Annotated in this window: 19 protein-coding genes; 11 read left to right on the top strand and 8 right to left on the bottom strand. The window is 50.3% G+C overall.

From position 1 onward, the window contains the following. Positions 1-8 precede the first annotated feature (8 nt). The 10 genes from IMY23_RS02525 to IMY23_RS02480 all read left to right on the top strand — a co-directional run bounded on the left by IMY23_RS02525 (position 9) and on the right by IMY23_RS02480 (position 7,865). Complete coding sequence (locus IMY23_RS02525) at positions 9-347, top strand: tetratricopeptide repeat protein (RefSeq protein ID WP_192820583.1); 339 nt, start codon at positions 9-11, stop codon at positions 345-347. A gap of 387 nt (positions 348-734) precedes the next feature. Continuing rightward, complete coding sequence (locus IMY23_RS02520) at positions 735-1,142, top strand: hypothetical protein (protein WP_192820582.1); 408 nt, start codon at positions 735-737, stop codon at positions 1,140-1,142. A 94-nt stretch (positions 1,143-1,236) separates the two neighbouring features. After that, a complete protein-coding gene (locus tag IMY23_RS02515) occupies positions 1,237-1,665 on the top strand; it encodes a hypothetical protein (protein WP_192820581.1) in 429 nt (142 codons plus the stop codon). A gap of 346 nt (positions 1,666-2,011) precedes the next feature. Continuing rightward, positions 2,012-2,638, top strand: coding sequence for a hypothetical protein (locus IMY23_RS02510; protein WP_192820580.1), 627 nt, complete (start codon positions 2,012-2,014; stop codon positions 2,636-2,638). Beyond that, complete coding sequence (locus tag IMY23_RS02505) at positions 2,635-2,934, top strand: winged helix-turn-helix domain-containing protein (protein WP_370589797.1); 300 nt, start codon at positions 2,635-2,637, stop codon at positions 2,932-2,934. Before IMY23_RS02510 ends, IMY23_RS02505 begins: the two co-directional genes overlap by 4 nt. Before the next feature lie 296 nt (positions 2,935-3,230). Further along, positions 3,231-3,566 (top strand): potassium transporter KefB, encoded by a 336-nt coding sequence (locus IMY23_RS02500; protein WP_192820579.1) that lies wholly within the window; start codon positions 3,231-3,233, stop codon positions 3,564-3,566. A 42-nt stretch (positions 3,567-3,608) separates the two neighbouring features. Beyond that, entirely contained in the window at positions 3,609-4,853 is a 1,245-nt protein-coding gene (locus IMY23_RS02495) for a hypothetical protein (protein WP_192820578.1), read from the top strand. Between the two features lie 137 nt (positions 4,854-4,990). Next, positions 4,991-5,263 carry a hypothetical protein gene (locus tag IMY23_RS02490; protein ID WP_225986388.1) on the top strand — a complete coding sequence of 91 codons (273 nt, stop codon included), beginning with the start codon at positions 4,991-4,993 and terminating at the stop codon, positions 5,261-5,263. Between the two features lie 211 nt (positions 5,264-5,474). Next, positions 5,475-6,023, top strand: a complete 549-nt coding sequence (locus tag IMY23_RS02485) for a DoxX family protein (protein WP_225986387.1) — start codon at positions 5,475-5,477, stop codon at positions 6,021-6,023. A 126-nt stretch (positions 6,024-6,149) separates the two neighbouring features. Next, positions 6,150-7,865, top strand: coding sequence for a serine hydrolase (locus IMY23_RS02480; protein ID WP_192820575.1), 1,716 nt, complete (start codon positions 6,150-6,152; stop codon positions 7,863-7,865). 155 nt (positions 7,866-8,020) lie between these two features. On the opposite strand, the gene IMY23_RS02475 is transcribed toward IMY23_RS02480, so the two are convergent. The 7 genes from IMY23_RS02475 to IMY23_RS02445 all read right to left on the bottom strand — a co-directional run bounded on the left by IMY23_RS02475 (position 8,021) and on the right by IMY23_RS02445 (position 17,869). Next, positions 8,021-8,524 (bottom strand): hypothetical protein, encoded by a 504-nt coding sequence (locus tag IMY23_RS02475; protein ID WP_192820574.1) that lies wholly within the window; start codon positions 8,522-8,524, stop codon positions 8,021-8,023. Positions 8,525-8,545: 21 nt separating this feature from the next. Further along, complete coding sequence (locus tag IMY23_RS02470) at positions 8,546-9,604, bottom strand: B12-binding domain-containing protein (protein ID WP_192820573.1); 1,059 nt, start codon at positions 9,602-9,604, stop codon at positions 8,546-8,548. Between the two features lie 11 nt (positions 9,605-9,615). Continuing rightward, positions 9,616-9,915 carry an antibiotic biosynthesis monooxygenase gene (locus tag IMY23_RS02465; protein ID WP_192820572.1) on the bottom strand — a complete coding sequence of 100 codons (300 nt, stop codon included), beginning with the start codon at positions 9,913-9,915 and terminating at the stop codon, positions 9,616-9,618. A 514-nt stretch (positions 9,916-10,429) separates the two neighbouring features. Further along, positions 10,430-12,481, bottom strand: a complete 2,052-nt coding sequence (locus IMY23_RS02460; RefSeq protein WP_192820571.1) for an OmpA family protein — start codon at positions 12,479-12,481, stop codon at positions 10,430-10,432. Positions 12,482-12,500: 19 nt separating this feature from the next. Next, entirely contained in the window at positions 12,501-13,586 is a 1,086-nt protein-coding gene (locus tag IMY23_RS02455) for a tetratricopeptide repeat protein (protein WP_192820570.1), read from the bottom strand. Positions 13,587-14,162: 576 nt separating this feature from the next. Continuing rightward, on the bottom strand, positions 14,163-14,768 hold the full coding sequence (locus IMY23_RS02450; RefSeq protein ID WP_192820569.1) for a porin family protein: 606 nt from the start codon (positions 14,766-14,768) through the stop codon (positions 14,163-14,165). 278 nt (positions 14,769-15,046) lie between these two features. Next, a complete protein-coding gene (locus IMY23_RS02445) occupies positions 15,047-17,869 on the bottom strand; it encodes a DUF4961 domain-containing protein (RefSeq protein WP_192820568.1) in 2,823 nt (940 codons plus the stop codon). Between the two features lie 205 nt (positions 17,870-18,074). Between IMY23_RS02445 and IMY23_RS02440 the strand changes: the two genes are divergently transcribed. Continuing rightward, positions 18,075-20,096: an alpha-amylase family glycosyl hydrolase gene (locus IMY23_RS02440; protein WP_192820567.1), complete on the top strand. Its 2,022-nt coding sequence runs from the start codon at positions 18,075-18,077 to the stop codon at positions 20,094-20,096. A 141-nt stretch (positions 20,097-20,237) separates the two neighbouring features. On the opposite strand, the gene IMY23_RS02435 is transcribed toward IMY23_RS02440, so the two are convergent. Then, on the bottom strand, positions 20,238-21,584 hold the full coding sequence (locus IMY23_RS02435; RefSeq protein ID WP_192820566.1) for a glycosyltransferase family 4 protein: 1,347 nt from the start codon (positions 21,582-21,584) through the stop codon (positions 20,238-20,240). Between the last annotated feature and the right edge of the window lie 36 nt (positions 21,585-21,620).

The raw sequence follows: 21,620 nt of genomic DNA, 5'->3' as shown, positions 1-21,620 counted from the left end.
TTATTCAAATGGAAACGAATAACAGCAGATTGGCCCAACTCCTGGCCTTCCTGGAAGATGACCCGCATGATCCGTTCACACTTTACGCCATCGCCACTGAGTACCGCGCCTTCGACCTGGAGAAAGCTCGTTCTTTCTATGAGAAACTGCTGACCGAGCACCCCGACTATGTGGGCACGTATTACCATGTGGCCAGCCTCTACCTTGAACTGGGTGAACCGGACCTGGCCAAGGCTGCTTACCAGAAAGGCATGCACGTGAGCCGGCAGCAGGGCCAACAGCACGCGTTCTCAGAATTGCAGCAGGCGTACAACAAGTTGATGGGCTTAGATTACGAAGACGACTAACAAAAGTTAGGCATGCATACTAGTTTCCGTTTTCGGGCTCATTTTGGGAAATGAGCCCGAAAACGGGTTTCTACACTTCAAACCATTGCGTCTTCCTCTTGACAGTTACTTGGGTAATAATCCGGGTAATTGGTTCAATTAGCGCTTAGGGCGTTAAAAATATAATAGGATTGGAAGTGAAATTTAAGCCGTTTCACTAGTATTCCCTACTTTCTATCGCCATTTTCGGTATTTTGGAATTTAATTCTAACTTGTAAAACCAAGCGCCAACAGAAGGGCAATGCTTTTTTATAAAATGCACCATTTGGTAAACATAAATATTAAGATATATTGCTGATAAGTATACCTAGTGTGTTTATACAATAGTTAGCGGTAAGGCATAGAAAAATGAAGAATAGACTCTTAACAATCTTATTACCGCTTTTTCTCTTTAGTTGCAATGAATCCAAAGAATTCAAAACGACAAAAGAAGAATCGACTAAGTATATAAGCGTGGAAATTAATACGCTTCTTGAAAATCCCAGCCGATTTGACGGAAAATATATAGAAGCAACGGGAATCTTGCTCTATGAATTTGAGAATGTTGGATTATATAAAACTCGGGCGGACGCAAACAGGAAAGATTCAAAAAATGCTCTTTGGACGGACTTTGAAGAAGGATTATTGCCTGAAGAAGAGCTGGAAAAGCTGAAAAATAAAAAAGTTATTGTTCGCGGACTGGTGAATTCTGCAAGCAAAGGTCATCTAATGCAATTCGCTGGGACTTTAGAAAAAGTAGACTATCTAAAATATTAAAAAAAGCCCTACCGCTAACAAGAGCTAAACGCCAGCATCGGCCGACGGCCTCCGCCGTCGTTTAGCCAAACCGTTGGGCGTAATACATAAAAATATGAAAGAACATCTAATTAACTTACTTCTAGAAGAATATAAACAACAATGCTTGTTCGATGAATTGGAAAAACGAGGAATTCAGATGGACAAGATTTGTGTAAATAATAGGGATATAGTCCTGGATATTATAGGCTTTCCAAGAGACAACACCTTACAGTACGATTTTGATTATATAAATACCGGAGGAGATATACTAAATCCAACTAAGAAAATTCCTGATAATGATATGTTTTGCCGTGACTGGCTCATTGACAATTTTTACGATTCAATTGAGAAGCTTAAACAAGAGCAGAGAGTTTCAGTCACTAATAACGGATTGAAAATCGAAGAGGAAATCGATGAAAATGCTGTTAGAGCTCAACTAGCACAACATGTTGATTGGCTTTACAAAGAATTTGACAAGTATAAAAAAGGAGAAACAGAATAAAAAGTACTCCGCCCAACAACGGCTAAACGGCATCTCGGCCGACGGCCTCGCACGTTTTTTTATACTAACCGTTAGCCTAAATTCACTTTATCTCAGCCATTCATCCTAACCTGAGCAACGTGCTCGTCTAAAGTATGACGCAGAGATTTTTCTGTTTTCGGGCTCATTTCCAGAAATGAGCCCGAAAACAGAAAAACACCAAAAATCAATCTCCTAACATAAAGGAATCACCTCAAAAGTATGTGGCCAAAAAGGGGTTCATAGGACACCTCTATCACCTTTCCTCTGCCCGCAGGTTGTAGTTACGGGTTATCTTGCCTAGCTTTGGATAGCAAAGAACTTTTAGATGAAAGACGAAAAGGATTACATTCGGGACATTGCCGAGATACGCACCATGATGGAGCGTTCCTCCAAGTTTCTGTCGCTTTCTGGCTGGGCGGGCATTATGGCGGGGGTTTATGCCTTGGCTGGTGCCTATGTGGCGTATAAAATGATGGGGTTCACTCCCTTTGACTTGTTGCAAGGCAAAGCCCAGCCCGGCAACAACCCAACCGACTTTCTGCAGGTAGTGGGTGTGGCAGTGGCAATTCTGGTGCTGGCTATTGGGTCGGCGGTTATTCTTTCTTATAGAAAAGCCCAGAAAAGAGGCGAGAAAATCTGGAACGCCACAGCCAAACGCGTGCTTATCACCATGGCGGTTCCGTTAGTGGTGGGAGGCTTGCTGGCCCTCATCTTCATCTCCAAGGGTTTGATTGCGTTTGTGGCGCCGGTTACGCTGCTGTTCTACGGGTTGGCTTTGTTCAATGCCAGCCGGTTCACGTACGAAGAAGTGAGAAGCCTGGGCCTCATTCAGATCCTGCTGGGGTTGGTGAGCGCCTATTTTGTAGGGTACGGACTCCTTTTCTGGGCCCTGGGCTTCGGGTTTGTCCATATCTTCTACGGCATTTCTATTCATTACAGGTACGAGCGGTGAAAGTTTCAATACATGGGTTACACAAGGCATTTGAGAGCAGGATCAGGTTGGGCATTATGTCTGCCCTGGCCGTGAACGACATGCTGGATTTCAACGCCCTCAAAGAATACCTGGACGTAACCGACGGCAACCTGGCCAGTCACCTGAAAGGGCTGGAAAAGGAGGAGTTCATTGGCGTGGAGAAAACATTTGTGGGCCGAAAGCCCAACACCAAATACGTCATGACCAAGGCAGGCCGAAAAGCTTTTGATGACCACCTCAAAGCGCTGGAACAACTCATTAAGGCCCAGAAGTAGCCAAATCCGCCTTTCTTACTTTCCAACTAAAAAAAATATGCACAACCTTTTGGTGGATTGAAAGTAAAATCATTAGCTTTGTAACGCAAAGTACTTTTACCAACCACCTGTTTAAATCGCTTACCAAAGATGAAGACTGCTCTCAAAACATCAACCAAAGGAACAGGCCTTTACTCGGCAACTACTAAATGCAAAGAGGCAACAAAATTCTAAGCTAAATTTTTTTATCTTTTCACTTTGTAAATCAAAGTACTTTATTAAAATCAAAAGAATTCTAAACATTTAAAACAAAAACCATGTCAGTAGAAAACAACGTAATCGCCAGCACCCGCAAACCTTATTCTGTAGGCATTCCTATTTTGGTAGGGGCCGGTATCGCCTTGCTAGCCATTTCATTTTTCGTCTTCGGGGTGGATAATCCGCACCCGGGTTGGGGTAAATTCTGGCAAATAAGACCGTTGATTGTGACGCCGCTGGCGGGCGCGGTGGGTGGAGCGTTCTATGCCTTCATGGATTACCAAACCTCTAAAGGGTTCAACCGCACCATAGCCGTTTTGCTGAGTTTTGTGGTGTATGTGGTGGGTCTCTGGATGGGAATTGTACTGGGCCTGGCGGGCACCATGTGGAATTAAGACGCGCTTAATAGATAAAAACAACGCTTCTACGCAACTGCCATGAAAGACGAGATCAAAACCCATTTGCAGAATCCCCAGCAATTAGAAAAACTGTACCGCAGCAACAAGGTGGCTTTTAAGCGGGATTTCAGCACCCTTTATCCAGAACTGCAAGGCAATTCCCTGGCTGATTTCTGGCAAGAACGGTTGCACTTTGAAAAGGATGACCTTTCATGGGGCAGCGGCAAGGAACTGGTCTTTGTGCTGGTGGCAGCTGTAGTGGCGGGCCTCATCGCCAAATTCCCAGCCATCACTGGCCTTGACCCAGCATTTTTCTACCCGCGTAACATTGGGTTTATCATATTTCCGGTCCTGATGGCCTATTTCGCGTGGCGGTACAAAGTGTCAAGAGGCAAAATCCTTTTGGCAGCGATTGCAACTGCCGTAGGCCTGGTGTACATCAACTTTTTGCCAGACAACCAGAACAGTGATACGCTGGTGCTGGCTTGTATTCACCTGCTCTTGTTTCTATGGGCCATTTTAGGGTTTGCTTATGTAGGCGATTCCGCTGATGTGACGGGCAAACGCCTTGGGTACCTCAAATACAACGGGGACCTGGTGGTCATGACTACGCTTATTTTAATTGCCGGCGGAATAATGACTGGCATCACCATTGGGCTCTTCCAACTCATAGGCTTCCGGATTGAGGAGTTTTACTTTAACAACGTGGTGGTGTTTGGTTTGCCGGCCGCCCCTATTCTGGGCACGTACCTTACCCAGACCAACCCGAACCTGGTGGGCAAAGTATCGCCGGTCATCGCCAGAATTTTCAGCCCGTTGGTGTTGGTGATGTTGATGGTGTATTTGGTGGCCATGGTGTTCTCCGGCAAAGACCCGTACAATGACCGCGAATTCCTCCTGGTTTTCAATGCGCTCTTGCTTGGCGTGCTGGCCATCATCTTCTTTTCGGTGGCGGAGTCTTCTTCCTCTGGGAAAAGCCGCGCTGAGTTGTGGGTGCTCTTTTTGCTTTCGGCGGTCACAATTCTGGTGAACGCCATTGCCTTGTCGGCTATCTTGTTCCGTATCTCAGAGTGGGGAATCACCCCTAACCGCTTGGCCGTCCTGGGAGGCAATGTCTTGATCCTAATTCACCTGTTTTTAGTGACGGCCCAGCTTTTCAAAGTGATTTCTAAAAAAGCAGAAATTGCCCAGGTGGGCAGAACCATAGCCTACTACCTACCGGTCTATGTGATTTGGGCCATACTGGTTACTTTCCTATTCCCGGTGCTGTTTGGGTTTAAATAAGCTTATGTCATTGCCTATAACACTTAAAAAAGGCGAAACAAACTCAAAAAAAACATCTCTCGGGTACACTCAAAGCAAGTCAACTATAGAGCGTCCCTTTTTTAAATCAGAAAATCACCCTTTAAACCTATAAAATGATGAGCAGCAGTTTAACTATTTGGAATAGCATCAGTTGGGTTTTTGGCCTCTTGCTGCTTACCGTGGGTGTCCTGAATGTGATGTGGGTCCATCCGGTGCCCGGCATTATGTATTTCTTACTTGCCCTGCTGTACTTCCCCCCGCTTACCGACCTGCTTAAAGACAAAACAGGCATTTCAGTGCCGGGCATTTTGAAAGTGCTTCTGGGGATTGTGTTGGTGTTCTTCTCGCTGGGCGTAAGTGACCTGGGCGACATGATAGACAAGTGGTGAGGTTTGGCCTCGTTTTATATCCTACCTAAATAGTTGCCCTTCCATGTCCTTATCCTCAACCTTAGAAAGACTCCATGCGCAGGCGCGGAGTAATTGGTGGCTCTGGGTTTTCGCTATTTTTTGCCGGGTGGCCCTGGCGGCTGGATTTTTACCTTCTGGCTATGTAAAGATTATGGGCGAGCGGTTCACGGTTCTTTCGGTGAACCATCCCATGGGTAATTATCTTGAGGCAATCTTCCACACGGGGTTTTATTACACCCTCATCGGCGTGTTTCAGGTATTGGCGGCCCTGTTGCTGCTGATTCCAAGAACGGCGGTGCTTGGGGCGGTGGTGTACTTCCCTATCATCCTCAACATCTGCCTGCTTTCCATCTCGGTGCGGTTTGAAGGGTCTCTGGTTTCCTCGCCTCTGATGGTGCTGGCTAATTTGTACCTGCTCTGTTGGTATTACCAGCATTGGAAATACCTGCTGCCCTTTAACCATAACCCAGAGCAAGCAACCTTGCCTACCTATAAAAATCTGAACAGGAAATGCCCGACCTTCTTTTTCCTGGGAACAATGACCACTGTTGTTGCGGTAGGGCTGGGATTGTCCTTTGGGTTTGAAATGATGCCACGCAACACCAGAAAAGAATGCAAAACCCAGTGTGAGGACAGTGCTAACCCAGCGGCCTGTATTACTTTCTGTGATTGCATCCATACGCAAGGCCAACCGTTGGGCAAATGCCTGGAAACTTACAACCAAGCGCCCAGAAACTAACCATCTTTCCTTTTAGAAAAAAGCAAAACCTCTTTGTAAGCTGAGATAGGCAAACAGGAAACAAGGGCATTATTAACTTTGAATTACAAAGTACTTTCACAACACCACCTCTTAAACAAAACAATCATGACACTTGAAAAAAGAAGTTTTAGAATCCCCGAAGGGCAGACTTTTAAAGGTTTCGCCTGCATTGGGCTATTCCATTTCCTGGTTTTGTTTCTGATTGCCTTCTTCCTGGGTTCTGGCAAGGCAGCCGCGCAGGACAAAACCGTCGACGTTGAAAAAGTGTTTCAATGGGCCTCTGCTGCTACCCCGGGCTGCGCCTGCGCCGTGTCAAAGAATGGACAAGTTCTATTCTCACGGGCGTATGGGTCTGCAGACCTGGAGCGCGAAGCACCGCTTACCACCGCCTCGCTCTTTGACATTGGTTCGGTTCGGAAGCAATTCATTGCGGCGGCTGCGCTGCTTTTGGTGGAGGAAAACAAATTATCCTTGACCGAGGACATCAGAAAGTACGTGCCGGAACTGCCTGATTATGGCCACAAAATCACGTTGAACCACCTGCTCACCCATACCAGCGGCCTCCGCGACTGGACCGGACTCCTACCCCTGGCCAATGGAAAACCAGAGGCGCTCTCCCTTATCCTGCGACAGCGGGGCCTGAACTTTACACCCGGCAATGAGTTCTCCTATTCCAACAGCGGTTATGTGTTGTTGGTGGAGATTTTGGAACGGGTGAGCGGCATGCCCTTCTCTACCTTTGCCCAGGAACGGTTGTTTGGCCCTTTGGGCATGACTTCCACCAAATATGTGGTCACCATGACTGAGGTACTCAAGCACCGGGCACTGGCCTATGAAAAACAGAAAGACGGCTGGCGCCATGACATGTACTGGGGCAATGACCGGGGCGGTGGCGCCATTTATAGCACCGCCGAGGACATGCTGGTCTGGAACAATGCCTTATCATCTCAAAAGCTGAGTGCGTTTGTCACCGGGAAATTGCAGGAACCAGCCAAACTGAACAACGGACGCAAGCTGGGTTACGGACGCGGCTTGTTTCTGGAAACCTACAGAGGCGTGCAAGAAGTTTACCACACGGGCGGCGCGGCCGGCTACCATGCCTGGGCAGGCCGTTTCCTGGAGCAAGGCGTCTCTATTGCCGTGCTGTGCAACTCCAACGCCATGCCAGCCTCTGGTATGGCTGAAAAAATTGCTGATCTGTATGTTACCTATTCCCAAGACATACCAGCCCCCATTGGTCCGCCGCCAGCTTTAACCGGTGATGCACTGACTGACGCCAAAACATACGCGGGTCTTTATTTCAATGCCCAAAACGGCGAACCGCTGCGCCTGGCCGTAGACCGTGACCGCTTAAGAGTAGTCAATGGACCGGCATTGGTACCAACGGGCAAAGGTAGGTTTAAGCGGGTGGGCGCCAACGTGCAGTATATGTCACAAGATGAATTTGAACTCAACTTTCTGTCTACAGATCAGGTGGAATTTATCTCCATGGAAGGCAAGAAGGCCCTGTACCAGAGAGCAAAGCCGGTTTCTACGACCGCCCCTGATCAACAAGCTTTGGCCGGACGTTACACCAGCGACGAAATTGGAGGCTTCTTTGACATTGCCCCCGGAAAAGACGGCCTCATGGTCAGGGCGAATGACGCCGCCGGACCTGGTTTCAAATTAAACGCAGTGGACAAAGATACTTACCAAATGGGCGGGGTACTGCTCAAGTTTCTGCGCGACAAGGCCGGCAAAATAATAGAGCTCCATTACAGCAATCCGGTGGTCAGGAACATCAAATTCTCTAAGGCTGGCGCTATTTCCGCAAGTCGTTAACACTAACTTTAACTTATGAAAAAGTCTTTCTGTTTTCGGGCTCATTTCCAGAAATGAGCCCGAAAACAGAAAGACTTTTTGGCGGTATCACCTTGCGAAGTTAAAAGCTTACAAGAGCGCCGTTTAGGTAAAGGGATTTATTCAAAATAAGCAACCTATGGCATCTCCTTGGGTGGAGAGGCTTTCTTGTGGGCGCGGTGGAGTTCAATGTTTTGCCTGATCAATTCGCGGCGGGCGTTCACCAATTCATTGTTTACCCGGCTGAGTTCCTCCAACAATTCCACGTGCTGCGAGTCTGGTTCCCATTCTTGTTTTTGCTGATCCTGTGATGCAGAAGAAGGTGCATTTTCTGCGTTGGGTAACAGCGGCGCGGTGTTCCAGAAAAGCCACACTTCCTGCTGGCTTACGGTGGCGCCTACCGTGAAGGATTGCTGGTCAGGCCCTTCGCCTAACATGATCTCAGGAAGAAGCCTCGTATTGTCTGACAGGTCTTGCCACCACTGTTCGGCCAGTTCTCTGGAGGAGCGCGGCAGAAGGTTAAAAAAGCTTTCGCCAACAACGGTAGCCTGAGGCAGGCTGGGAAAATCAGTGCGTACCACTTCCAACACCTTGCCTGCCTGTGTGCACCGCCAGACCATGCCTCCTGTCTTCCTTTCCATCCGTTGTCCTCCCCAGTAGTTTTATTCTTTTTTTGTCACCAAGTGCAAAGCCATGGCCAGAGCTTCCTGGGCGTTCTGGCTGTACCCATCGGCGCCAATTTCTTTCCAGAGGTCGGGCACCACGTTGAAGGGCCTTCCTCCCACCATGATTTTTAGATAACTGAACTCCTCCGTCTCGCGCAGGGCGGCAATCATCCTGGCCACCAGCTGTATGTGAAACGTCATGGTAGCCGACAGCAAAAGCAAATCTGGCTTTTGCTGGCGCACGGTTTGCAACAGGCTTGCAACAGGAACGTTGGCACCCAGGTAATACGTATCCCAACCTTCCATCTCAAAGAAATCGCTTACCATTCTAATGCCCACTTCGTGCAGATCACCAGACACACAGGTGGCAATCAATCGGTACCCATTGCGCTCATTACCAAAGATGTACGGATATAGCTGCGACATAACGCTCTGGGTCACGGCGGTGCAGAAATGTTCCTGGGCCACGCTGATTTTGTTGGTTTGCCACAAGTGCCCTACGCGGTGCTGCACCGGCTCAAAGATGTCCAGGTAAATCTGTTTGATGTCTACGCCCGCCGAAATCTGGTCCAGAATGTGGTCGGTCGCTTTTTTGCGGGAACCGGAAAGCAGAAGTTCCAGGTAGGTCTCGGCCAGCGGGGTCAAAGGAGCGGGTTCTTCTACGGGCAGGTTGTTTTTCTCGGCCAGTTGCTGCACGGCGGCATTGAGGTGGTTGGCCACCAACACGTACTGGTCAATGGGCAGATGCTGCGCCACCACTTCCTTGAGAATCACCAGATGGTGGTGCAAATCCTGCACCGCTATTTGCCGTGACTCCAGCACCTGCTGCGCCCAAGTGACATAATCACTGAAGAGCACCATGCTGTTAGCGCTCACGGCTTCTATCAAAAACGAAAGGTGATAAAGCGCGTCTTCGTGGCATTTTTCGCGGCCAATGGCGCCGTAGCGGGCTTCCAGGTCTGGGTGCCGTTGGTAGACCAGCTTGGTGGTGTCTGCGGCTAACCTGGTGGATAGGCGCTTAAGGGTGGCGGCGGCTTTTTTCCTGATTTCTCCCATGCGTGGCCCGGCTATTCACAGATGTGCTCAAAAAAACGGATTTTGGCAGAACGCGGAACCAGTTTCAGGCCCTTCGGGATGCCGCTGTGCGATTCATGGTACATGTGGCTGTGGTGCCAGGTTTTGTAGCTTTCCTCATTGTTCCATTGCGTGATCAGCCAGATTTCCTGCGGGTTGTCTGTGGGCGAAATCACCTGAAGCTTGATGAAACCGGGGGCGTTGTTAACAAAGCCGGGCCTGTTCTGGAAGGCTTCTTTCACGGCGGGCGCCATGTCATTGGCAATGGTGAAGGTACTCAGCGCAATAAACATAGTTGAATCTTTTAAGCGGAAGAACCCAAAAATCAGTGCAGCTACTTAAAAGAAAATGACTGAGACAGCCACCTGCGCCAAGCTTTGGGGGGCAAAGCTGACCCCAAGTTATCTTACTTCTGGAAAAAGGCCAAGGAAAAAATGAATTAAATCAAATCTACTCCCCTGCCAATTCTCTATAAAACCCATAGTTCTTCCTGAGGCTTAACTAGATGGAACCGACCTGCTGGCCTAAAGGCGCAAGTGCCAATTTGGAAATAGAATCAAGCCCACTTTGCCCAACCTTGGCGCTGCCCACCGCTTGAAACTTTGCCACTCAACATTTCCGTTTTAGGGCCCTATTTTGGAAATGAGCCTGAAAACAGGAAATTCTATCCTAAACCAAAGCATAAAAAAAATTCCGTTTTAGGCCTCATTTCTGAAAACGAAGCCTAAAACGGAATTCCTGGTATTAGTAAGTTAACCAACCAAAGCGAGCCTGAATGTTACCTCTCTCCTATTGGCTGGCGCAGTGCTATTTGGTAGTCAACTGCAGTTCCACCAACGGTGCGTTGACCGATGGCTTTACGCCGTTTCCTTTGGCTTGCAGGCGCTTCACGTTAATGCCTTTGGTCACCAGGTAGTCCAGCACGGTTTTGGCGCGGCTCTGGGCCAAGGCTTGGTCTTTGGCTTCCTCCTCGGTGGTGGCAGCATAGGCGACCACTTCGGCTTTGAGGCTGCGCTTGTCTTTCATGAGTTCTACCACGCGGTCCAGTTCAGAAAGTGATTCTGGTTTCACGCTGGCTGCGTTGGCCTCAAAAAACACATTGTGCAGGGCCAGCACGTTGACCCCATCTACCGGTTGCAGTTTCACATTCACCTCTGTTTTCTTGAAGGCTGTGCCGGCGCTTAAGTCTACGTTGTGCGACGAAAACAGCATATCATTGGCATGCAGCACCACGCCATAGTTTTTCCCGGCGGGCAAAGAAACCACATATTTGCCGGTCACCGCATTGGACGTAAAAGTGGCAATCACTTCTTTTTTGGCGTTGTCTACCAGGTCAATCTTGGCTTCCATGGGCTTCTGGGTTTTGCCGTCGGTGACCACACCGGTGAGGAGCACCGCCTGCGGGCCGCGAGTTTCCACGGTGGGCTGTTTGGTGGGCTGGGCGGTATAAAGGGCCGTGCTGGCAATTAAATCATCTTCTGAACTCAGTAAAACCGGTTTCTCCGGCCCCAGGAACGTGACTCTGAACAAGTCTGCCTGTGGCTTGCCGGCTTCCAATTTAAACCCCGCCATGTACCCAAACCTGCCGCTGGCTTCCATGGCCAGGAACTGGTCATCATCTGGCGAATTCAACGGAAAGCCCAGGTTTTCTGGTTTTGACCATTGGCCGTTCTCTAACACGCTCTTGAAAATGTCATGCCCGCCCATGGAATTGTGGCCTTCTGAGGTGAAGTACAAGGTTTTGCCATCGGGCATTAAAAAGAGGTTGCCTTCATTGTAAGGCGTGTTCAGGTTAGGCCCGGCGTTTACGGCTTTTCCCCAATTGCCTTTGCTGTCTTTCACTGAGAAATAAATGTCCTGCTGGCCAATGCCGTTGGGGCGGTTGCTGATGAAATACAGGGTTTTACCATCATAGGAATACGTAGCCGATGACTCGCGCGCATTGGAGTTGATTTCCTTGCCCAGGTCTTCCGGCTTGGACCATTGGTCGCCTTTGAGCACGGTTTCAAACAGGTCGCCCTCGTTTTCTTCGCGCAGGAAAATCAAACGTTGCCCGTCAGTGGACAAGGCCAGCGCGGTTTCGTCTTTCTCTGTGTTCAGGGCCTCGCCCATCTGCTGCGGCACCGACCATTGGCCGCTTATTTTGTTGCTGATGTACAGGTCCAGGTTCAGCTGCTTGTCAAGCTTGGCTTTGGTTTCCTGGTTGGCAGGCCGATTAGAAGAAAACACCATGCGGCTTTCATCGGCGGCAATCACAGCAAACATTTCATTATACTGGGAATTGATGTCCTGGCCCAGTGGGTCTACGAACACGCGCAACGGTTTTTTCTGCAACTCCTGCCCAGAAAGACATTCGCGCACGTGCTTGTTCACGCGCTCAATTTTTTCCTTGTTTTTCTCCGTGGGCAGCGTGGTCAGGTATTTCTTGTACTCAGTGGTGGCTTTTTTCCAGTCCAGCAGAAGATGGTAAGTCCGGCCTAAATAAAAACCGACTTCTGGGTCCACGGCTGGGTTGAGCTTGCGCGCGTTTTCCAAATGCGTGGCGGCATTGGTAGCGTCGCCGGCAAACAGGTAACTCACGCCCAGGCGGTAGTTCAATAATGCGCTGTTGGGATTGAACGCGTAGGCGGCTTTGTAAGGCTCAATGGCGTTTTTGTAGTTGGTCTTGCGGTAAGCGTCATCGGTTTTCTTAGACGTAGCCGCGAAGATCTCGTCGCCGGCATCCAGCTTCTTTTTGGCTTCTCTAAACCCGTCTTTGTTGGCTTCAAAGTTCTTCTTGTCAAACTCCAGGTTGGTCTGCCCAAAGGCGGTCTGCAACGTGAAAAGACAAAAAAGGGTAAGTGCGGTGTGTTTCATCATGGCTGTACAGGCGGTTGACTTATTTCTCATTGCAGTTGCCTAAAAAATTACGGGCTACTTTCACATCCAGGGCCACGGCGCGCTCCCAGTCCTGGCAGGCAGACGCGTCACGCAGCATTTCTTTGGCGTTGCCGCGGTTGAGGTAGGCGTACCCGTAGTCTTTGTCAATCTGAATGGCCAGGTTGCAGTCTTCCAGGGCTCCTTTAAAATCATGAAGTTTGTATTTGGCGGCGGCGCGGTTGTTGAAGGCCAGCGCATATTGCGGGTTCAGCTGCAGGCTTCTTGAGAAATCCTCAATGGCCCCAGCAAAATCTCCGGCCTCAAACCGGGCTTTTCCCCGGTTGTTGTAAGCCAAATAGTAGTCTTTGTTGCGCTCAATGGCCCGGGTGTATTCTTCAATGGCCCCGTTCACGTCGCCTTTGGCTTGTTTCAGGCTGCCCAAACTCACATAGGCGATGGCAATGTCTGGGTTGTTCTCAATGGCTTTCCTGAAATCTGCCTGGGCACCGTCCAAGTCTTTGAGCTGGCGTTTGGCGCTGCCGCGGTCATGGTAAGCGTAGCCGTTTCTGGGGTTTATTTTCAGCACTCCAGAATAATCTTCCACGGCACTCTTGTAATCACCGTTCACAAAATGCAGCCCGGCCCGCTGGTACAAGGCTGGGTAATGTGTAGGGTCAGCGGCGACGGCTTTGCTGAAATCATCCAGGGCGCCGGCGTTGTCTTTGAGTTGCACGCGGGCCCGGCCTCTGCTGAAGAACGCCTGGGCGTTGGTGGCGTTCAGGTCAAGCACTTTGCTGTAGCTGTCAATGGCCTTCTGGGGTTCTTTCATTTCCAGGTAGGTGTTGCCGCGGCTAAACCAAGCCTGCTCAAAGGTTGGTTTTAAGGCAATAGCCGAGTCAAGGTCCAGCAAGGCCTGCCGAAATTCCTTCTGGGACGCATAGGCTTGTCCGCTTTTCAGCAATTGCTCAGCCAGCAGGTCCAGTTCTTTGGCTTTAGCCAAGGCCGCGCTGTCAACGGGGACGGGCGCAGGCACCTGCGTTTCCTGGGCCACCCCAGAAAGACAAACCAGCAGAAAGCACAGCAGCAGTGTCAAATGTTTCATCATGAGATATTGGTTGGAATATGTGTATAGAAAGCGATAAAAAGCCTTGCCAGAAAACCCACGGCAAAAAGAAAAAATCAGATCTTTTGGAAAGTGTACAGGCAGAAAACTCTGCGTAAAGGCGGCTACTGAAGAGGTGGGGGGAAACCTTCAGACACTTTAATAGAAAGCCGACCTTAAAAAATAGTATAAAAGTGGGTTCTAAGTTAATAATAAAGTTTTATAAGTACTAACCATACATAGTTGGCGGGCCATATAGTTTCTTGTGGGTCATAAAAATTTCCGTTTTCGGGCTCATTTCCAGAAATGAGCCCGAAAACGGAAATTAAACGGCAAAATCTTTAAACAACTATTTGACTATCAAGTTATAATTACGGTGAAGGCAGTTAGAATTGTAAGAGTAGCTAGGTAACTAGCTAGGACATTGCAGGTACTACTTCTACAAAAATCTAAAGTACAGTTTTGCTTTTCGCACAACGCATAAAATCAAGAAATACAAAAAGCGGCAGCCGGTCTTTGGTAGACGGACTGCCGCTTTTTTGAAAGAAATAATAACGGGATTAATTATTTCTGAAGAAATTACTTACCAATGAATTTATAGCCCAAACTGACCATCACTTGCTGGCCGGCCATGTCAAAGCTGTTGCCGCCGTCTGAGAAGGTGCGGGTGAGGCGTTCATAGCGCGCATCAAGGGTGATCCGTGAAATATCCACGCCGGCGCCTACTTGAAAACCCCAGTCGGCGGAATCCAGGTACTTGCTGACTTTCTCTTCGCCAAATTCACTGTTGATCAAAATAGAGGCCACCGGGCCGGCATACACCCGCGCAATGCTCAGGAAATTATAGCCCAGCAAAATGGGCACGTCTAGATGGGAGAAGCCCACTTCCCGCACTTGCGTGCCTGCTGAGCCTGACCCAGAAGGCATTTCCAGCTTGCCCCCAGACGTGGAGAACACTGCTTCTGGCTGCACCATAAATCCGGCCACGCTCACCCGCGCGAAGGCCCCCGCATGGAAACCCGTGATGTTGTCGCCCTCTTTGAACGCCATGGCCGTGCCTTTGGGGTTTTTCACATTAACGCTGGAGGAACTCACGCCACCTTTGAGGCCGAGGGTGAAAAGTTGCGCCTGGGCCGCCATGCCACCGGTCAGGAGCAGCACCAATAGTAAACCTAATTTTTTCATAGCTTGAGATTTTTAACCTTAAAAACGGGTGCAAGTTAAAAGAGATTTCAAGCGGATGTACATTTTTTTGCGAAGCCTTTCATCACTCTTTCGCCTCTTCTTTGCAGACAGAACTTTCTTGGTTTAACATGAAACCAGTTTAGCACGAAGGAAAAAATAGCAAAACCCGAGCGCACCATAATAGCAGTCAAAAGGAAAATCCCGTTTTCGGGTTCATTTCTGGAAATGAACCCGAAAACGGGATTTGTTTTGGTAAGCAAATGCTACATAAATAGAGATTACATCACCACCACCTGCACCATTTGGGCATTGGTGCCGGTCACCACTTTGCAGAAGTACAGGCCGGGCGCCAGCTTTCCGCCGCCTTGCGTTTTGAGTGGTTGGGCCAGCAGTTGCTTACCGGCAGTCAATTTACCGTGGTTGGTCTGCGTCACCAATCTCCCAATCTGGTCATATACCTGAATGCTCACCTCAGAAGCGGCTTTCAGCTGGAAGCTCACCTGCACCTCACCGCCAGCAGTTGCTGGGTTAGGATAGACCGCCAATTGCTCCGTTAAGCTGTTCACGTTTTCTTTCACGCTGGTCACTACTCCTTTGTCATTCACTTTCACGCTGGTGTACAAGCGGTATTCGCCGGGCTGCAGCGTGATGGGTTGGTTTAAGTTGGTGACGCTCAGGGTTTGGCCGGTGCCGTACTCGTACCAGGTACCGGTATTCTGGAACTTGGGGTCAATGCTGCCCGCCGTCACCCCGAAATTCCCGAGCACCGCCACTTTCATGCTGGCATCCTGGAGATGAATGGCCTTGAGATCGCTGCCTAAATCAAGGGTGTAGTTAGCGGTTTCAAAGACCGGCTGGTTGATTTTCAGTTTGATGAGGCTGGCGTAAGTGTCATAGAGCTTTCGGCGCGCGGGGTTGGTATAGTAATCCCATAGAATGGGTTTATTGCCGGTGCGCCCGTTCTGGTTGATAGAAATGTCATAGCCCACTTCGCCAAATTGCCAGATCATTTTAGGCCCCGGAATGGTGAAGAAAAAAGCGGCGGCCAGCTCCATGCGCTGCAGGGCCGTGTTCAGGTTTTTGACATTGTAAGAACCAGCGCTGTTGCCATAGTTCAAGGCCTCTACCATCTGTCTTTCCTCATCATGGCTTTCCATGTAGCCCACCACGTGCGGGTCTGCCCAACCGCGTTGTTTGTAGGAAATCCAATTGAAGTTGGAGTTGTTGGTAAAGCCCAGAATAGCCTGCTTGTAATTGGTGTGCAGGTTGCCCCACAGCATCATGCCGTAGCTGGATAACACGGTTTCTTCATTGTTATCCGCGAAGTGCTCCAGAATGATATAGGCATCGTTCTGCACGTTCTTGATATGGTTGGCCATGCGCCGCAGAATGTCAATGCGCGTTTGGTCATACTGCCCCCAGGCACCCACGTTGCCCAGCGTCTGCTTCTGCGTGAATCCTTTGGAAAGGTCAAAACGGTAACCGTCTACTTTGTATTCCTGAAGCCAGAATTCGGTCACGCGGTCTACAAAATATTTGGTGGCATCACTGTCATGGTTAAAGTCATGGCCCACGTTGAAATCATGCTTTGGATCTGGGTTAAACCAGGGGTTGTTGGGCGCGGTCTTGCCGGTGGCGCTGTTGTAATACAATTGCACCATGGGTGACTGCCCGTAGGAATGGTTGAGCGCGATGTCCAGAATAACGGCCATGCCGCGCTTGTGGGCTTCGTCAATGAACTGCTTTAACTTGTCTTTGGAGCCGTAGTACTTGTCTGGCGCGAAGTAATACACAGAATTGTAGCCCCAGCTCAGGTTTCCTTCATACTCCATGATAGGCATAAGCTCAATGGCATTCACGCCCAGGCGGCTCAGGTAATCCAGGGTATCAGAGAGGGTTTGGTAATCATGCTTTTCAATGAAATCGCGCACCAGCAGTTCATACACCACCAGGTCTGTTTTCTTGGGTTTGGCGAAGTTGGTCACCTGCCAGTTGTAGGCCGCCTGGTTTGTCTGAAAAACAGAGACCATGCCGGTGGCTTTGCCCGTGGGGTACGCTTTGAGGTTTGGGTAAGTAGCCGGTGAGATATAACGGTCTTCATTGGGGTCCAGCACTTTCTCGGTGTAAGGGTCCCCTATTCTCAGGGTTTCGTCTACCACATACTGGTAGGCATATTCCTGGCCGGGCGTGAGGTTGTTGAGTTGCACCCAGTAGCGGCTGCCGTCTGGAGTTTTGTTCATGGGGGTAGCCCCCACCTGCCAGTTGTTGAAATCGCCTACCACGTACACGCTCTGCTTGTAAGGCGCAAACAGGTTCAGTAAAATGCTGGTGCCGCTTACATAAGTAATGCCGTCTTTGGCGTTGTTGGGCAAGGCCTGCACCGCCATGGGGGCGCGTACCACAAACGTGAAAGAATCTGCCACGGTGGTGTTGTTCAGCTCAGCGGTCAGTTTTACTTTGTTGGCCCCTGGCGTGGTGGCGGTTACCGTGGCTTCTAAACTAGAGACATTGGCCTGCTCACTTACTTTTACGCCATTGACAAAGAGTTTCAGGTTGGCGGGCACCGAGGAAGTACTTCTCACCTGGAGGATTTGGTTCTGGTCCACAAACAGGCCGTTCATGCCCACGCCAGGCTGGGTGATGGATGCATTGAAACTACCGCTGCTAAACAGGGACACTTTAATGTCTTTGCCACCTACATCTTTCCCTTCCTTGGATCCATCAGAATTCCGGAACACAAACATAAGCGCCGTGATCTGTTCACTGGCCGGCACATTGTAAAAGGTTCTGGGCGTGAGCGTGATTTGGTACCGGTTATTGCCCAGGGCCACCATCATGGCTTGTGGGGTATTGGTGGCCCAGCCGGCTTTCACGTATTTCCAGTCATTGTCTGAGGTGCTCAGGTTGGTCAATACGCCCGTGTGCGCGTAAATGGGATGCGTTACGTTGGCCAGACCGCCCGTGCCCTTGGTGGCATCAAAGGTGATGGTGACGGGTTCATTGGCCGTAGGAAATGCCGGCGACCAGGTCACCACCTGGGCCTTGGCCATATAGCTGCCCAGCAACAGCAACAAGCCAAGAAGTAGATTCGTACGTTTCATGCTATAGATAGACCGTTAAGTGAGGGAATGATGTAAGACCAGAAATCAAGTTTTACGAAATCGATTTCCTTGCGAATTTATCAAATAAACCTTCCATTAACACAATAGCTTTGATATTATTTCATCACTTCAGAATCAACCACTTGAAAAGTTGCTCCTTCTCTGGTGAACCTGTACCTTTTCCTGTTGCTTAAGCTCCGCCATTATGCCCAAGGTTAAACCTGTATTACCCCTCGTCACGTCAGATTCCTGGCTCCAGCCCTTTTCCCCGCAGCTGGAACAACGGCTCTCCCGTTTTACTTCCGCCCTGGCCTCGTTGAAAGACGAAAACACTTCTTTGCCAGCCTATGCCAACTGGCACCAGGAGATGGGGCTTCACTATGAAAAAGAAAACCAGGGCTGGCGCTACCGGGAGTGGGCCCCTGCCGCCCTGGCGCTTTACCTGATTGGGGATTTCAATCACTGGGACCGGCAGCGGCACCCTTTGCAAAAGCAGGAAAACGGACTCTGGGAAATCTTTATCCCCGCAGCAGAATGTACCATAGAACACGGCCAACGTTACAAAGTGCATGTGGTGGGCGCAGACGGCAAGGCCCTGGACCGGGTTTCGCCATTCACGTTCAGGGCGGTGCAAGACCCGGAGACCTATGATTACGCCGGCCAGGTCTGGCAACCGGAGAAAAATTTCAAATGGACCGACAAAGCCTTTAAACCCACCGCCATCACAGCGCCGCTCATCTATGAATGCCACGTGGGCATGGCGCAGGAAAAACACGGGGTGGGCACCTACAGAGAGTTCGCAGACCATATTCTGCCGCGCATTGAAGAGACCGGATACAACTGCATTCAGCTCATGGCCCTGGCTGAGCATCCGTATTACGGCTCGTTTGGCTACCATGTCTCTAATTTCTTCGCGCCTTCCTCTCGCTTTGGCACGCCTGAAGATTTGAAATACTTGGTGAACGAGGCCCATAAGCGGGGCATTGCGGTCATCATGGATTTGATTCATGCCCATGCCGTGAAGAACGTGGCCGAAGGCTTAGCTGATTTTGACGGCTCTGGGGGGCAGTACTTTCACCAGGGCAAACGCGGGCACCACCCTGGCTGGGATTCCAAACTTTTCAACTATGGCGTGCCCGAGGTGCGGCGGTTTTTGCTTTCCAACGTGCGCTATTGGCTGGAGGAATTCCATATAGACGGCTTCCGGTTTGACGGGGTCACGTCTATGCTCTACCACCACCACGGCGAAGGAGTGGCATTTGACAACTACAGCCGTTATTTTGACTCTTGGGTGGATGAAGACGCCATTTTGTACTTGCAGTTGGCCACCGAGCTCAGCCATAAACTCAAACCCGGTTCCCTGCTTATTGCCGAGGACATGAGTGGCATGCCCGGCCTTTGTCGTCCGGTGAAGGAAGGCGGCATAGGTTTTGATTTCCGCCTGGGCATGGGCATTCCAGATTACTGGATCAAAACACTCAAGCACAAGAAAGACGAAGACTGGAACCTGGACGAAATCTGGCACGAACTCACCAACCGACGGGCTCAGGAAAAAACCGTGGCTTACGCAGAATCTCATGACCAATCTCTGGTAGGCGACAAAACGCTGGCCTTCTGGCTCATGGACAAGGAAATGTACACCCACATGCGCACCGTGGACCAGCACCCTGTCATTGACCGGGGCGTGGCCCTGCACAAAATGATCAGGTTAATTACCCTGGCTTTGGGCGGCGAGGCTTTCCTGACGTTCATGGGCAATGAGTTCGGTCACCCGGAATGGGTGGATTTCCCAAGGGAAGGAAACAACTGGAGCCACCAATATGCCCGCCGTCAGTGGTCACTGGTAGACAACCCAGATCTGCGGTACCGGCACATGTGGCAGTTTGAAAAAGAGATGCTGCACCTGGCCCAGACGTACCACTTGCTGGGGCATGGCAATGCGCACAAACTGCACCAGGACAACTTCAATAAGGTGCTGATCTTTGAGCGTGGCGATTTGATTTTCCTTTTCAACTTCCACACCAGCCACTCGGTGCCAGATTACCGGTTCCCGGTGCGCGAGGCGGGTAGCTACCACATCCTACTTTCGTCTGATACCCCGGAAACTGGTGGGCATGACAGGGTGGACACTTCCCTCACGTATTTCTCTTTGCCCACAGAATATGGCCCACGGCTGAGCGTCTATTTACCCAACCGCACCGCCCTGGTCATGCGCCGAATAGAATAGAATTCCCGTTTTCGGGCTCATTTCTGGAAATGAGGCCGAAAACGGAAAATCTTCACTGGAGTTACCTATAAAAAAGAGAGGCTTGCCTGTTTCCACGGCAAGCCTCTCTTTTTTTTTGAAATTCAACTTACGTTCTTAGTATTACTTATCTTGACTCAAAGCCGAAGAGAGGGCTTCATACACTTGGTCGGCGGTGGCGGTCCAGGTAAGTTCTTTCAAGGCTTGCTGGTTGGCTTCAACTGTTTTTTCGCGAAGGGCGCTGTCATGGAGCAACTGCAGAATATGGTTGGCCAGGCCAAGGGTGTCATGGGGGTCAGAGACGCGGGCCTGGGGCAATACCTCGCCGGCGCCGGTCTGGTTGGTGAGCACCACCGGCAACCCGGCCTGCGTGGCCTCCAGCGCGGCCAACCCAAATGGCTCAGACACCGCGGGCAGACAGAACACGCCAGACGTACGCAGTAAGGCTCCAGACGCTTCCGCATCTAGGAAACCAGTAAAGGTCACGGCTTCCTCAATGCCTAACTTCTGCACCTGCTTTTTGGCTTCTTCCAGCTGTGGGCCATGGCCGGCCACCACAAAGGTCACATCCGGGTCCATTTCCAGCACCTGTCTGGCTACTTTCAAGAATTGAAGGGTTCCTTTTTGGGCCACCAATCTTCCCAGGAAAGTGACTTGTTTTTTAGGCTGGGCAATAGGTGTCTGGGCGGGGGTTTCAGAGATTCCGTTGTACACCACTTTGATCTTGCTGGCGGGCACGCCATAGCGCCGCACCATCATTTGCGCGGTTCTCTCGCTCACGGCCAAAATCAAATCTGCCTGTTCCAGGGCTTTTACCTCCAGTTCATAAATCCAGCCCCAGGGGTGCCCAATCTGGCGGTCAAAGGATAGGCTATGAACGTGCAGCACCAAGGGTACTTTGCGCTGGTTCTTTATTTCCATGCCCGCCAGAAAGGTCATCCAGTCATGGGCATAGACAATGTCAAATTCTTTATGGGAAGCCAGGCGCGCGGCAAAGCGGGCAAACTGAATCACTTCAAAATTGAGGGTGCCTTTGGGACCGGCAGCGTAGGTGATCTCCGGCTGACCGGCGGGGCGCTCCTGCTGCTGTTCTATCTGTGGCTGCGCCTTTGCCGAATTACTGTCTGGGGTATTGGCGTATAGGATAGAATCTTCTTCGGCTGGCTGGGTTGATAGTGGCTGGTACGGTTCATCATAGGGGAAAAGGTTGGCCGGCACGCGGTGCATGGTGCCAAACCGTTCTAATGATTTCTCAACGGGCGCCTGGGAAATGGTGGCCAGGTCCATGTCAGAAAGACCCAACACCTGGGCCTGGTGCTGTAGGGCCTGCTCATTGGCCTGGGGCACAATCATGGTCAGGTCTACTTCCGTGGCCAACGCCTCCGCTAAATGAAAGCAGGCTTTTCCCACTCCTCCGTTCAGAACCGGCTGGTCTTCCCAGCCTAACATTAGTACACGCAGTTTCTTCATTTTTTACTTCAATTCAACTTTCTTGCCGGGCAAAGC

It is taken from the genome of Rufibacter sp. LB8, from assembly GCF_014876185.1.
GTDB lineage: Bacteria > Bacteroidota > Bacteroidia > Cytophagales > Hymenobacteraceae > Nibribacter.
The sequence above is the reverse complement of the archived record's forward strand: the minus strand, read 5'-3'. Positions and strand labels throughout refer to the sequence as shown.